Annotated in this window: 12 protein-coding genes; 2 read left to right on the top strand and 10 right to left on the bottom strand. The window is 70.1% G+C overall.

The annotated features are described in order from the left end of the window. Positions 1-4 precede the first annotated feature (4 nt). The 4 genes from BLU09_RS29205 to ruvB all read right to left on the bottom strand — a co-directional run bounded on the left by BLU09_RS29205 (position 5) and on the right by ruvB (position 5,063). Entirely contained in the window at positions 5-1,090 is a 1,086-nt protein-coding gene (locus BLU09_RS29205) for a thioredoxin domain-containing protein (RefSeq protein WP_090493221.1), read from the bottom strand. A 47-nt stretch (positions 1,091-1,137) separates the two neighbouring features. Beyond that, on the bottom strand, positions 1,138-2,082 hold the full coding sequence (lpxC, locus tag BLU09_RS29210; RefSeq protein WP_011554945.1) for a UDP-3-O-acyl-N-acetylglucosamine deacetylase: 945 nt from the start codon (positions 2,080-2,082) through the stop codon (positions 1,138-1,140). Positions 2,083-2,549: 467 nt separating this feature from the next. Beyond that, entirely contained in the window at positions 2,550-4,025 is a 1,476-nt protein-coding gene (locus BLU09_RS29215; RefSeq protein ID WP_090493223.1) for a hypothetical protein, read from the bottom strand. A gap of 6 nt (positions 4,026-4,031) precedes the next feature. Beyond that, positions 4,032-5,063 (bottom strand): Holliday junction branch migration DNA helicase RuvB, encoded by a 1,032-nt coding sequence (gene ruvB / locus BLU09_RS29220; RefSeq protein WP_011554947.1) that lies wholly within the window; start codon positions 5,061-5,063, stop codon positions 4,032-4,034. Positions 5,064-5,265: 202 nt separating this feature from the next. On the opposite strand from ruvB, the gene BLU09_RS29225 reads away from it, so the two are divergent. Continuing rightward, on the top strand, positions 5,266-6,345 hold the full coding sequence (locus tag BLU09_RS29225) for an MBL fold metallo-hydrolase (protein WP_090493225.1): 1,080 nt from the start codon (positions 5,266-5,268) through the stop codon (positions 6,343-6,345). Positions 6,346-6,348: 3 nt separating this feature from the next. Here the strand turns inward: BLU09_RS29225 and BLU09_RS29230 are convergent, their stop codons facing one another. The 5 genes from BLU09_RS29230 to BLU09_RS29250 form a co-directional block, all read right to left on the bottom strand. Beyond that, on the bottom strand, positions 6,349-7,803 hold the full coding sequence (locus BLU09_RS29230; RefSeq protein ID WP_244172103.1) for an ELWxxDGT repeat protein: 1,455 nt from the start codon (positions 7,801-7,803) through the stop codon (positions 6,349-6,351). Between the two features lie 345 nt (positions 7,804-8,148). Further along, on the bottom strand, positions 8,149-8,757 hold the full coding sequence (gene ruvA, locus BLU09_RS29235; protein WP_090493229.1) for a Holliday junction branch migration protein RuvA: 609 nt from the start codon (positions 8,755-8,757) through the stop codon (positions 8,149-8,151). Beyond that, positions 8,754-9,329 (bottom strand): crossover junction endodeoxyribonuclease RuvC, encoded by a 576-nt coding sequence (gene ruvC, locus BLU09_RS29240; RefSeq protein ID WP_011554951.1) that lies wholly within the window; start codon positions 9,327-9,329, stop codon positions 8,754-8,756. Before ruvC ends, ruvA begins: the two co-directional genes overlap by 4 nt. 24 nt (positions 9,330-9,353) lie before the next feature. Then, complete coding sequence (locus BLU09_RS29245; protein ID WP_090493231.1) at positions 9,354-10,103, bottom strand: YebC/PmpR family DNA-binding transcriptional regulator; 750 nt, start codon at positions 10,101-10,103, stop codon at positions 9,354-9,356. A gap of 86 nt (positions 10,104-10,189) precedes the next feature. After that, on the bottom strand, positions 10,190-11,449 hold the full coding sequence (locus tag BLU09_RS29250) for a response regulator (RefSeq protein ID WP_090493233.1): 1,260 nt from the start codon (positions 11,447-11,449) through the stop codon (positions 10,190-10,192). 105 nt (positions 11,450-11,554) lie between these two features. On the opposite strand from BLU09_RS29250, the gene BLU09_RS29255 reads away from it, so the two are divergent. Continuing rightward, complete coding sequence (locus BLU09_RS29255) at positions 11,555-12,277, top strand: hypothetical protein (protein ID WP_090493235.1); 723 nt, start codon at positions 11,555-11,557, stop codon at positions 12,275-12,277. Between the two features lies 1 nt (position 12,278). Here the strand turns inward: BLU09_RS29255 and BLU09_RS29260 are convergent, their stop codons facing one another. Continuing rightward, the gene (locus BLU09_RS29260; RefSeq protein WP_090493236.1) at positions 12,279-13,655 is read right to left on the bottom strand and encodes a sigma-54-dependent transcriptional regulator; all 1,377 of its coding nucleotides are present in this window, start codon (positions 13,653-13,655) and stop codon (positions 12,279-12,281) included. Positions 13,656-13,660: the final 5 nt, after the last annotated feature.

A 13,660-nucleotide genomic window follows, 5' to 3' on the forward strand; every position in this document is an offset into this window, starting at 1 on the left:
GGAACTACTTCTTCGGCGCGTTCAGCTCCGCGTCGATGATGCTCTTGAACTCTTCGAAGGGCTGCGCGCCGGACAGCAGGATGCCGTTGATGAAGAAGGCCGGGGTGCCAGACACACCCGCCTGCTTGCCCTCGGCCAGGTCCTTCTGAACGATGGCGCCCTTCTCACCCGAGTCCAGGCAGGCGTTGAACTTCGCCGTGTCCAGCTTCAGGTCGGCGGCGTGCTTCTTCAGCGCGTCCACGCCCAGCGCCTGCTGGTTGGCGAAGAGCAGGTCGTGCATCTCCCAGAACTTGCCCTGATCGCCCGCGCACAGCGCGGCCTCGGAGGCCTTCGGCGCCTCCTTGTGGAAGTCGAGCGGGAAGTGGCGGAACACGATGCGGACCTTGTCGCCGTACTCCTGCTGCACCTGCGCCAGCGCCGGGTTGGCGCGGCTGCAGAACGGGCACTGGAAGTCGCTGAACTCGACGATGGTGACGGGCGCGCCCTCAGGACCACCCTTGGCGGCGCCCGTGGCGGCCACCTGCTTGCGGACAACCGGGGGACGCGGCGGCTCCGGCAGCGTCAGCTTGACATTGGCGGACTTGCGCAGCTCCTCGAAGAGGGCCTGCGCGCGCTCCTGCTTCGGCTGCTGCGTCAGGAACTCCACGATCTGCGGCTTCATCTGCTCGTAGGTGGACCCCTCGGGCAGCTGGCCAGCAGCACCGTCGTAGACTTCCTTGATGCGCTCCTCGGTGGGCGCGGGGACCTTGTCGTCGATCTCCGCCTTCAGGTACGCCTCTTGGGAGAGGCCGCGCTTCTTGGCCTCCGCATCCACGAGCTTCTCCGTCACCATGCCGTCCAGGCCACGCTTCAGGAGCTGCGACTTCTGCTTCTCCAGGTTGGCCAGCGGCTCCTGGAGGCGCTCGTTGAGCTCCTTGTAGGTGATCTTCTGCCCGTCGCCGAACGTCGCGACGACAGTGTCGGGCGCGGGCTCACCTGCGGCCTGCTGCGCCGCGGGAGCGGTGGCCGGCGCCTTCTCCTTGTTACAGCCGGCGGTGAAGGTGGCCGCCAGGAGCGCGGCGAGGATGACGCGGGTGGGACGGTTGAGCATATCCCGCCCACTTAGCCGAGCCTTACCGGACCTGCAAGTTAATGACGTCAGGCGACAAGCGGCTCGAAGTCCAGCGCGCCGGCCAGTCCAGAGAAGCCCAATCCCATGCCCTCCAGCTCGCGGCGGCGGGCGGGAACGATTTCGTAGCAGCTCGGATCGGACATCACCTTGCGCACCAACTTGTGATTGAGCGCGTGGCCCGTCTTGTACGCCGTCATGTGGCCAATGACGGGCCGGCCAAACAGCGACACGTCGCCGATGGCGTCCAGGATCTTGTGGCGAACGAACTCGTCCGGGAAGCGCAGCCCGTCCGGGTTGAGGATGGAGACCTCGTCCACGACGATGGCGTTCTCCAGCGAACCGCCCCGGGCCAGGCCCATCTGCTTCAGCTTCTCCACGTCCCGCAGGAAGCCGAAGGTGCGCGCGCGGGAAATCTCACGCGCGAAGTCCCGGTCACCGAAGTCCAGGTCGAAGGACTGGCCCTGGATGACGGGGTGCTCGAAGTCGATGGTGCAGCTGATGCGGAAGTGCCGGGCCGGCGTGAGCGAGGCCTGCTTGTCGCCGTCCACCACCGACACCGCCTTGCGGATGACCAGCAGCTCCTTGGGCGCCTCCTGCTCCCGCACGCCCGCGCTCTGGATGAGCGCCGCGAAGGGCGCCGCGCTGCCGTCCATGATGGGGACTTCCGGACCGTCCAGCTCCACCCGGAGGTTGTCGATGCCCATGCCGGCCAGCGCCGCCATCAGGTGCTCCACCGTGCCCACGCGGACGCCGTCACGGCCCAGCGTCGTGGCCAGCGACGTGTCCACCACGTACTCCGCCAGCGCGGGGATGCTCACCGGGCGGGCGAGGTCCGTGCGCACGAAGACGATGCCATGCCCCGGGGGCGCCGGGCGCAGGGTGAGCGTCACCCGGGCACCCGAGTGGAGCCCCACGCCCTGCAGGGAGGCGATCTTCGAGAGAGTGCGCTGGTTGTAGGAGGACGGTCGCATTGTGGGTGTCGCCTCGTGGCTTCTCGGTGCTGCGGAGCTTCCGCTCCAGACCCGCCGGAGGGCTGGAAACGTTCATCAGTGGTCTGATGTGACGCGCGAGTCCAGCAATCAGCATGCCACTTCCCTGTGACATGCCTGGCAGCGCCGCGGGCTTGAAAATCAGCTCCAACCCCTTGGAGTTGCTCGGCTTTTTCGTGCGTCTTCAGGGGCACCGGTTCCGGCCTGGCGCCCCTCCCCCCGTAGCGGATTGCTGATTCCCTCCTGAACCGCGACACCGATGTCGGGGATTTGTCATCCCCGTCCTTGGCATCCCCGCGCCCTCCCCCTCCTCACCAACCCCTGTCTTCCATGCAACACGGGCGCGTCCATAGCGCAAGGAACTCAACGACGCAAACACCCGCCGTGACAACACCTCCCACACAGGGGCTGTCATGCGGGGTGGCCAGTAGCACCACGACGGGGCTGTATCAGCGTGCGGGGGTGGTGAGGAACCTGTCCCGCAGGGCTTCTGCGTCCTGGCGATCAAAGCCACGGCCCTGGAGGTGCGTGCGGCGGCTGACGGAGTGGAAGGTGGACTCCAGCGTCTGGATGAAGCGCCGCAGGTCCTCGCCGAGCCGGGCGCGGATGCCAGGCCCTTCTGGAGGCCAGGGCAGCTCCACCAGCAGCGAGGTGAAGCGGTCGAAGGCGTCGTAGTCGCCGTAGCGCAGCAGTTGATAGCTGCCGTCGTGGAAGTAGCCCAGGAAGCCCTTGAGGGCGTCCAGCGCGCGCTCGGCGGCAGGGACGTCCTCGGCGCGCAAGTGGGACTCCGCGGCGCGGCACAGCTGGGCGTAGACCCACAGGTCCTTGCGCAGGCGCAGCGCCGCCTCCTGCGGGCTCATCAGTTCGTCGAAGACGCCGTCGGCCAGCCCCCCGTTGGGCGCCAGCGCCTCCACCAGCGCCACCACCTGCGTGCGCAGCACCGCCGTGAAGGCGGACGCGGCGCGCAGGGGGGCTTCCGCGTCGCGGTCCAGGTTGACCAGCACCTCGCGGGCCACGCGCTCCGTCTCCCGGGCGATGTCGCGCGCGGCGCGCAGCGTGGCGGCCTGCAGGGACTTGGAGCCGGCCTTCGGGGACAGCTCCGAGTGCATCCACGACGCCAGCGCGGTGGCCTCGCTGCGCACCAGCGCCAGCAGCACGCGCACGCGGCGGGAGAAGGGCGGCTGCTCCTCCGCGTCGACGTAGGCCAGGTAATGCAGCAGCCGGAAGAGGCCCAGGAAGGCGGTGGTGAAGGCGGTGCGCTGCTCCTCCTGGAGGGTGACCAGTGTGTCCAGCAGCCGCACCGAACGGAGCCGGTCGTATTCGACGCGGAACTCCAACGGGCGGAAGGGACGGAAGTAGCGGTTGAGGACGATTTCCCGCAGGGACAGCTTGCCCACGTCCTGGAACAGGCCGAGGTTCGCCGCCGGCAGCTTGAGCAGGTGGTCCAGCAGGTTCTTCAGCGCGTCGAAGGCCTCGCGCAGCACGAAGAGGCTTTCGGGCGGCGTCTCCTGGTCCAGTTGCTCCTCGATGAGCGCGCGCCGGACGCGGTCGTCCGCGAGCTGGGTCTCCACATACTTGCGGAAGACCATCTTCTGGTCGCTGTCCGGGTCCTGCAGGTGGCGCGCGACGCGGATGGCGCGGTCCATGGCGTCGCGCACGTCCGCCAGCTCCTCGCGGAAGTCACGCGTGACGAGCGGCCTGTCGCGCGCGTCCACCACCGTGTTGAGGTTGAGGTAGCGCTCCACCGCGCGCAGCAGCATCTCGAACTCGAACAGCAGCTCCTCCCGCCCCTCCACGGGTACGCCGCGCAGCCAGCGCTCGCGCTCGGCGAGGAAGCCGGCGCGCGACGTCTGGGAAGCGCGCATCAGGTCGGCGTAGAAGTCGCGGGGGACGCGGGGCGGTGAGGAAGGCGTGTCCTGGCTCATGGCATCTCAGAAGAGGCTGCCCTGGGGCGTGGGCGGTGGTTGCTTCTTGAAATATTGGTACGTGCGGTGCGTGGCCATCCGGCCCCGCGGCGTACGCTGGAGGAAGCCCTCCTGCATCAGGAAGGGCTCGTACACGTCCTCGATGGTATCGCGCTGCTCGCCCACGCTGGCGGCGATGGTCTCCACGCCCACCGGGCCGCCGCCGAACTTGTCGAGGATGGTCAGCAGAATCTTGCGGTCCATGGAGTCCAGGCCGCTGGCGTCCACCCCGAGCCTGTCTAGCGACTTCTGCGCCAGCTCCAGGGTGATTCTGCCATTGCCTTCCACCTCCGCGAAATCACGCAGCCGGCGCAGCAGCCGGTTGGTGATGCGCGGCGTGCCCCGCGAGCGGCTGGCCACCTCGCGCGCGGCGTCCTTGTCCAGGGGAATGCCCAGGATGCGCGCGGAGCGGTGGAGGATGCTCTCCAGGGCCTTGGCGTCGTAGTACTCCAGCCGTTCCTGAATCTGGAAGCGGTCGCGCAGCGGCGAGGTGAGCAGGCCGGTGCGCGTGGTGGCGCCAATCAACGTGAAGGGCGGCAAATCAATCTTCATCGCCCGGGCGGCGGGCCCGGTGTCGATGGTGATGTCCAGCCGGAAGTCCTCCATGGCCGGGTAGAGGTATTCCTCCACGGCGGCGTTGAGGCGGTGGATTTCATCGATGAAGAGCACGTCGCGCGCGTCGAGGTTGGTGAGCAGGCCCGCGAGGTCCCCCTTGCGCTCCAGGGCAGGGCCGCTCGTGACGTGGATTCCCACGCCCAGCTCGTTCGCGATGATGTGCGCCAGCGACGTCTTGCCCAGGCCCGGCGGGCCGGAGAACAGGCAGTGGTCCAGGGCTTCGCCCCGGCTGCGTGCGGCCTGCACGTAGACCTTGAGCTTTTCGACGACGGGCCCCTGCCCCACGTACTCGTCGAACGAGCGCGGACGCAGGGAGGCCTCGAGCCGGACGTCCTCGGGCAGGACGTCTTCCGAGAGTGTGTCGGACTTCCTCGCCATGACCATCCGGACCCTATACAGGAAGGCCGCGCGTGTCGCCGCACATCTGGCGGCGATACATCCAGACGCCCGCCGGGCCCGCCGGCCAGGCGGGCGCGGGCAGGGGAAGGTGGGGCCCTCCCCCAGCGTTCCAGGCTCAGCCCCCCGCCGATACTCCGAGGCGATTGAAGTGCGCCTGCCGTGTGCGAGAGTCGAGCCTGGAGACCGCATGAACACGAGCCCTGCGTTTCGTCCCCTCCCCTCCCTGGCCGGCGCGCGCGCCGAACCCGTACCCGGGCTCCGGCTCCAGAAGCTCCGCCGGGCCGCGTTGGATGCGAGGGAGGCCTTTGTGAGGGAAGGCCCGGTGGCCGCGGTGGCCACCTGCGACCTCGTCACCTTCCCCTACCCCGCCCAGTTCGCCTTCAGCGGCGCGGCGTCGTCTCCGGCGCCCTACGTCATGCTGACGAACCGGATGCAGGTGGTGCAGTTCGTGGACCGGGAGGGCGCGCGGCGCACGCTGCTGTTCAACCCCTCCGACTACGAGCGCGGCGTCTCCGCCCCCTTCTACCGCGCGCTGCGCGAGCGCTACGGCGCCTTCGTCTCAGACAAGGTGATGTCCACGCGGCACGGCTCGGTGCAGAGCCACCTGGCCGCACTGGGCCTCATCCCGGCGGATGTGGACTACCTGGCCTTCGACCACCTCCACATCCAGGACCTGCGCGGCTGGCTGGGCGGTGACGGCATGCCCGCGTACTTCCCCCGGGCCCGGCTGCTGGTGCAGCGCGCCGAATGGGAGGTGGCCCTGGAGCCGCACCCCATGCAGGCGGTGTGGCTCGTCCCGGGCGGCGCCGACATCCCCCGCGAGCGCGTGGTGCTGCTGGACGGTGACGTGTGGCTGGGCCAGGGCGCGGCGCTGCTGAGCACGCCCGGCCACACGCGCGGCAACATGTCGCTGGCGGTGGCCACCTCGCGCGAGGTGTTCGTCACCAGCGAGAATGGCGTGGCCACGGAGAGCTACACGCCGCTCCAGTCCGCCATCCCCGGCGTGCGCCGCTTCGCCGAGCACATGGGCTGGGAGGTCGTCCTCAACGGCAACACGCGCGAGGACTCCCTGGACCAGTACTCCTCCATGGTGGTGGAGAAGCTGTTCGCGGGCACGTCCTCCGTGGAGGGCGCGTTCATCAACTTCCACCCGTCCTCGCAGCTCACCGCGCACGTCATGGCGCCCGGGTTGTCGCCCACCATCGTCCTGCCCGCGCCCAACTTCGGCGACGTGCGGCCCACCCCCGCGTCACGGCGGGCCGCCTAGCGCTCAGCAGTCCCGGCTGAAGCAGAGCCACCAGGGGCGGAAGGGCACCGCGTACAGCTCCTGGTCCCTGTCTCCGTCCGACGCGGCGAAGAAGAGGTTGAAGCCGGCGCGCACGAAGTCGAACGGGTTCGACGACGCGGCCCCCGGCGCGATGTCCAGCAGCCGGCTCGTCACCCAGGGGCGGCCGGCGCTGTACCAGACCTCGCGCCCGTGCCCCGCCGTCTCCGCCGAGAAGAACAACCAGCCGGACTCGGCCTTGAGCCCCGTGGGCACGCTGCCCACCGGCCCCGGCGCGATGTCGCGCACCATCATCGTGCCCTGCGCCGTGCCGTCGGTCCGCCACAGCTCGCGGCCGTGCACGCCGTCGTCCGCGGTGAAGTACAGCTCGCCGCCCAGCGCGACCAGTTCCTTGGGCATCGAACCCTGGGGGCCTGGCCAGAGGTCCCCGACGAGCCCCGTGCCCTCCGCCGAGCCATCACTGCGCCACAGCTCGCCGCCGTGCACCGCGTCGCCTGGGTTGCCGTACCAGTCGCTCGCCCCCGCCAGGAAGTACAGCGTGTCATCCAGCGCGGCGAGGTACGCCGGGTAGTCACCTGGAAAGGTCCGCACCCGCTCGGCGGACGGCGGCGCGGTGCGCGCCACCCACAGTTCGCCCTGCTCCGTGCCCGGGTCCAACAGGAAGAACAGGTGCCGGCCCGCCGGCGTCAGCCCGAAAATCACCCCGGCGCCCTGCTGGGAGAACAGCCGCGTCGGCCGGCCCTGGCGGTCCACCCACCAGAGCACCGTCTCCGCGGCGTTGGCGGACACCAGCGCCAGGCCCTTGCCCCACGCCGTCAACTGGCTCAGGGCGAGCGAACCCGCGCCGGGCAGGAAATCGTGCACCCGCTCCGTGCCCTTCTCCGTGCCGTCGGTGCGCCACAGCTCGCGGCCGGACACCCCGTCATCCGCCGTGAAGTAGAGGGCGCCGACCACCTCGGTGAGGAACTCCGGCGCCGCGCCCACCGTCCCACGCCGCACGTCCCGCACCAGCACCGTGCCGTCCGCCGTGCCGTCCGTGCGCCACAGCTCCGCGCCATGCACGCCGTCGTCCGCGACGAAGAAGACCCAGGGCCCCACCCGCGTCAGGTTCCGAGGCTGCGAACCCGCCGGCCCCGGCCGCAGGTCCTTCAGCCGGAGCGTCTGCCGCGCCCCGTCGATGCTGGCCCACAGCTCGCGGCCACTCACGCCGTCATCCGCGCTGAAGACGAGCACCTCGCCCGCCCGCGCCAGCTCCTGCGGCTGCGAACCTGTCAGCCCCGGTCGGATGTCACGCAGCCGCTGGGCCGTGTCGCTGCACACCGCCCAAGGCTGCGGAAACAGGACGGGCGCCTTGCGCCCCGACGACTCCGTCGACAGGTCGACAGGTGCCTGCGACCCGGGAACGGCCCGCGCCCATCCTTCCCCAACATCACCTTCCACCAGCGGCTCACACCCTGCAGTTCCCCCGCAAAGCAGCAACAGCCCCACAGGAATGGCACGCCATGACGTCATGTATGCAACCCTCATCCTCGGCGCCGTGCCGGCCCTCGCCGCTGGAACTGGAAAGTGTCACCCATGCCGGATGCTCCTACTCGGACTCGGGTAGGAAATCGCGTCTGCTGTCCGTCATCACGCGACGCCTGACGACTTCTGAAGACAGGGCAACACTGGGGCGTTCTGGCCCCAGCATCTTTCAAGCTCTCAACGGGAGAGAGGACGGTACGGCCCAGCCGTTCTCCCGGATTTTGCCGTCACAGCGCCGTCACACCCGGTGTGTCGTAGCGATCAGCCGCCGGAGCGGAGCGCCTTGAGGGCCTCGCGGAACAGTGCCTGGAAGGTGGCCTCTGCCCCCAGCCGTTCGCTGGCCAGGTCCGCGGCCTTCTCCGCCTGGGGCTGCTTGTAGCCAAGGTTGAGCAGCGCGGAGACCAGGTCCGCATGGGCTCCGCTGACGGTGGCCGGCGCAGTCCCTCGCGACACCGCTTCCAGGTGAATCGTCTTCACCTTGTCCTTGAGCTCCAGCACCAGCCGCTCGGCGGTCTTCTTGCCCACGCCGTGAATCTTCGCCAGCCGCGCCACCTCGCCCCGCGACAGCGCCGCCACCAGCTCCGGCACTTCCATGCCGGACAGCACCATCAACGACAGCCGGGGTCCCACCCGCGACACGCTGTTGAGCAGCAGGAACACCTCTTCTTCGCTCTTCGTCAGGAAGCCGAAGAGGTCGAAGGCGTCCTCGCGCACCACGGTGCGCACGCGCACGTCCACCGGCTGTCCCTCCGCCGGCAGCTTCCCCAGCGCCAGTGAGGAGAAGTTCACCCGGTAGCCCACGCCGCCCACGTCGATGGTGGCGTCCTCCAGGTCCTTCTCCAACACCGTCCCACGCAACCGCGAAATCATCTCGCCTCCGGACGCCGGTACGCGGGCGCCAGCCGGTCCGCCAGCAGCGCCGCCGCGCCCTTGCGCTTCTTGCCCGACGCGGACGCCGCCGGTACCGCGGCCCGCCCATGATTGAGGTGGCACAGCGCCACCGCCAGCGCATCACTCGCGTCCGCGCGCTCCAGCACCGACGCATCCAGTTCCAGGAAGGTCCGCACCATCCGCGCCACCGCGTCCTTCCCGTCCGCGCCGCCCGCCCCCACCGCCTTCTTCACCTTCGCCGGCGCGTATTCGAAAACGGGCAGCCCCGCCTGCGCCGCCGCCAGCAGCGCGACACCGCGCGCATGCCCCAGCACCAGCGCGCTGCGTGCGTTGCGGAAGGTGAACACGCCTTCCACCGCCACCGCGGCCGGGCGGTATTTCACCAGGGCCGCCGTCAGCGCGCCGTGCAAGTCCCGCAGGCGGTCCGACAGCGGCAGCGCCGGATCGCCCTTGATGACGCCGTGGCCCACGTGCACCAGCCGGCCCCGCTTCTCCTCCACCACCCCGAAGCCCATGAACCGGCTTCCCGGGTCAACGCCAAGCACGCGCACGTTCCACTCCGTTCCAGCACTCCGCTACTGCAACAACGAATCCAGCATCGCGTCTTCGATTTCGTAGTTCCCGTGCACGTTCTGCACGTCGTCGCTCTCCTCGAGCGCATCCAGCAGCTTCAGGAGCTTCTTCGCCGTGTCCACGTCCAGTGCGACGGTGTTCTGGGGGAGGAACACCCACCGCTGCTGCCCCAGCGGCAGGCCCGACTCCTGGAGCCGTCCCGCCACCGTGTGCAGGTCCGCCGCCGCGGTGCGCACCTCGGCGCCTTCGTCCCCCAGCATGATGACGTCCTCGGCGCCCGCGTCGATGGCCTGCTCCATCAACTGGTCCTCGGAGGGGCCGTACTTCACGCTGATGACGCCCTTCTTCTGGAACATCCAGGCCACCGCGCCCTCGGCGCCCAGGTTGCCCCCGTACGCGCTGAAGGTGGAGCGCATGTCTGCCGCGGTCCGGTTGCGGTTGTCGGTGAGGCACTCCACCAGGATGGCGACACCGCCGGGGCCGTAGCCCTCGTACGTCACCTCCTCGTAGTTCTCTCCCTCCAGCTCGCCCGTGCCCTTCTTGACGGCGCGCTCGATGGTGTCCTTCGGGATGTTGGCCTCGCGGGCCGCGGCCAGCGCGACGCGCAGGCGGGCATTGCCGGAGGGCTCACCGCCCCCGAGCCGCGCGGCGACGGTGATTTCCTTGATGACCTTGGAGTACAGCTTCCCCTTGGTCGCGCCCATCGCGGCCTTCTGGCGCTTGATCTTCGACCACCGATTGTGACCGGACATGGTGGGTGTGCCTCAGCGGGCGCCCAGCGGATGGAGCACCCCGCGCCGGGCCTTGTCCCCTACCGAGGGCCGCCGAGTCAAACCCTTCAAACGCCCGCGTCGTCGGACCGGACAGCCCCCTCCAGGCCCTCCGCGCCACTCGGCGCGCCGGGGACCTGCTTGGGGAAGTCCAGGATGACGGGAGGCTGCGAGCCTCCGACCAGGGTGAAGGGCGCGGAGGCCCCATCCCCACCGGAGGCAGCGGGGGCCGGCTCCCGCGCATCCACCGGCACGGCGTCCACGGAGGGCGCGGGCTCGAAGAAGCCGGGCACCGTGGCGCCACAGCGCGCCCGCTCGCGTTCCTCCAGCAGGCACGCGGGCACCAGGATGCCCAGCGCGAACAGCCGCGTGGACGCCTCGTACGCCACCGCCTCCGGGAACTGGCACTCCAGCAACATGGCGCGCAGCGTGCGGCGCCCGTCGAAGAGGCGCACCACTTCGCCCACGTCCTCCGGCAACGACGCCAGCATCTCCGCCAGCCGAGCGAAGTCCACCGTCAGCCGCGATGCCAGCGGCAGGCCTCGGGCACGCAGCGCGTCGAAGCGCTCCAGGCCCTGGAGCACCGTCTCGCACAGGTACGGGCGGTCCATGGTGAACGAGCCCTTGTGCAGCTCGGGCCCCAGCATCACCGAGTACTCCCCCGCGCCAAAGCAGAGCATCCGCCGGAAGGCCAGACTGCCGCGCTCGCCATTGAAGACGGCGTCCACCACCAGGCCGTGCCGGAAGGCGAACCAGCCCTGGCCCTCCGCCATCACCACGCGGCCAGAGCGGACGCCCGCCAGCAGCGCTCGCGCCACGTCCGTCAGCGGCAGCCGCTGCGTGTCCGACTCGAAGGCCGCGTCACCGCTGCACCGGCCCACCTTGAGCCGGGCCAGCGCCACCACGTCGCGCGCGTCCACGGGATGGGCCAGATAGTCGTCCGCGCCCACGCCGCCCGCCAGGTCCCGGTGGAACTCCTCTTCACGCCGAGCCAGCAGCAGCACCGGCAGGTGCGCCGTGCGCGCGTCCGCGCGAACCTGGCCACACAGGCTGAAGCCGTCTCCGTCCAGGAGCTCTACCTCGGTGACGACCAACTGCGGCGCCGTGCCGCCTTCCGCCAGCGACGCCAACGCGGCCTGCGCGCCCGCGACCAGGAGGACTTCGAAGCCCGCTTCCGCCAACGCAGCGGCCAGCACGGCCTGCGCGCCCGGCGCCGAATCCACCAGCAACACCCGGGGCCGGACTCGTGACGCATGGCGACGCGCCCCCGCCTCGGCCAGGGCTTCCGGTCCGGCATACGTGGAAGGTTGTGGGAGCGCGGTAGCCATGAATTACTAAATCTTCGCGCCAAGCCGGACAAATACGCAAGGTGCCGACAAGCCCCTGGAATCGTTGGGGTTTCCGCCCGCCGCTCTGCGGGGTAGGGTGCATGCATGATGCGTCCCGGCTGCTTCGGCCCACTCGTGTCCGCGCTGTTGCTCGTTTCCCTGGAGTCCGCCGCCCAGGCGCCAGCCCCTGCTCCCACCGACGAAACGCCGCGCGTCACGACGTCTGACACGGCGCTCCTTCGCGGCACGAGCGAGGATCCACTGGGCGCGGTGCTGGCGCCAGTGACGCTGCCGGACGGAGCCACCGCGCTCTATGGCTTCGTGGGCGCACCGGAGATTGGCGTGGGCTTCCGGCAAGGCATCTCCGGCTTCGAACTGGAGGCACGCGCGCGGCTCCAGTGGTTCCAGCTCTCCGCCGCGCTGGAGCTCGCGGTGCGGCGCAAGGTGCTGGAGCAAGGCATCCTGTCCCTGGCGCCCACGGTGGGCCTGGGCGTGGTGCTCAACTCGGGCGCCACGTACATGGATGACCGGAACTACTCCGGCGTGCTGTTCCGCGTATCACCCGGGCTGGTCGCGGGCTGGCGCGTCGCGGACACGGTGTCCGTGCTGGGGCTGTTGGACGTGCCGGTGGACATCGGCCTGTCCAATGGCCAGTCGCGGCGCATCCAGGCGCTCGGCGGAGGCGGCGTGGAGGTGTACCTGGGCAGCAACCTGTCGGCGCTGGCGGCGGGCCAGCTCGGCGTGGAGTCCTTCCAGGAGCGCTCGGGCGAAAGCCACACGCGCCTGGGCTACAGCGTACGACTGGGCCTGGGCGCCCGGCTCTTCTGACTCACGTCAGTCCAAAGCGCTCCAGCTTCTTGAGCAGTCCCTGGCGCGACAGGCCCAGCGCCTCCGCCGTGTGCGTGCGGTTGCCATTCAGGCGCCGCAGGGCCTCCTCGATTTCGCGCCGCTCCAACGCTTCCACCTTCTGAGCCAGCGTGGTGGTGCCCGGCGCACGAGTGGCGTGCAGCCGCTCGCTGCCGGTGAAGGACAAATCCTCGGGCTGGATTTCACGCCGCTCTCCCGCCAGCACGGTGGCGCGCTGCATCTCATGGCGCAGCTCGCGCAGATTCCCCGGCCACGCGTGGGCCAGCAGGGCCTCCGCCGCGGCGTCCGACAACAGCCGGGCGCGCCCGTCCGGGCATAGGTGGGCGCACTGATTGAGGAAGTGCTTGGCCAGCAGCGGCAGGTCCGCGGGGCGCTCGCGCAGGGGCGGCAGGCGGATTTCAACGCCCTTCACGCGCCAGTAGAGGTCCTCGCGGAAGGCGCCTTCCTGAAGCATGCGCCCCAGGTCCTGGTGAGTGGCGGAGATGAGCCGCACGTCCACCTGGACGGGCCGGTCCGCGCCCACCGGAAGGATGTCACCCGTCTCCAGCGCACGGAGCACCTTCACCTGGAGGGACGGCGACATGTCGCCCAGCTCGTCCAGGAAGAGCGTGCCTCCGTCCGCCTCCGCGAAGAGGCCACGGTGGTCCTTGGTCGCCCCGGTGAAGCTGCCCTTCACGTGGCCGAACAGGGCGCTCTCCAGCAGCGACTCCGGCAGTGCGCCGCAGTTGATGGGGACGAAGGGCCCGTCGTGGCGGCGGCTCTTGAGGTGGACGGTGCGCGCGAGCAGCTCCTTCCCTGTCCCATTCTCGCCAGTGACGAGCACCGGCAGCTCACTGGCCGCCACGCGCTCCGCCAGGGACGTGGCCGCCAGGAAGGACGCGCTCTGCCCCACCAGCGAGACACTGCCCGCCGCGCGCGTGAGCGAGCTGCGCAGCGTCTCCACCTGCCGCTCCAACGTCACCCGCGCGAGCGCCCGCTGCGCCACCACCAGCAGCACGTCCGGGTCCACCGGCTTGGTGAGGAAGTCGTACGCGCCCAGGCGCACCGCTTCCAGCGTGTGCCGCGTGTCCCCTGCCCCGGACACGACGATGACCTTCGTCCCGGGCTTCGCGCTCAGCAACGCCGCGAGCCCCTCCAGCCCCGCGGAGACACTCCCGTCGGGAGGCAGCATCAGGTCGAGCAGCACCAGGGGGAAGTCGCGCGCGTCGAAGGCGGCGCGAGCGGAAGGCCGGTCCGTGGCTTCCACCACCTCGTAGCCCGCCTCGCGCAGCAGCCCGCCATAGACTTTGCGGAACGCGGCGTCGTCATCCACGAGCAGCAACGGGTGCGGTGCGGACATGCGTG

Origin of the sequence: Myxococcus virescens (assembly GCF_900101905.1) — a bacterium.
Classification (GTDB): domain Bacteria; phylum Myxococcota; class Myxococcia; order Myxococcales; family Myxococcaceae; genus Myxococcus; species Myxococcus virescens.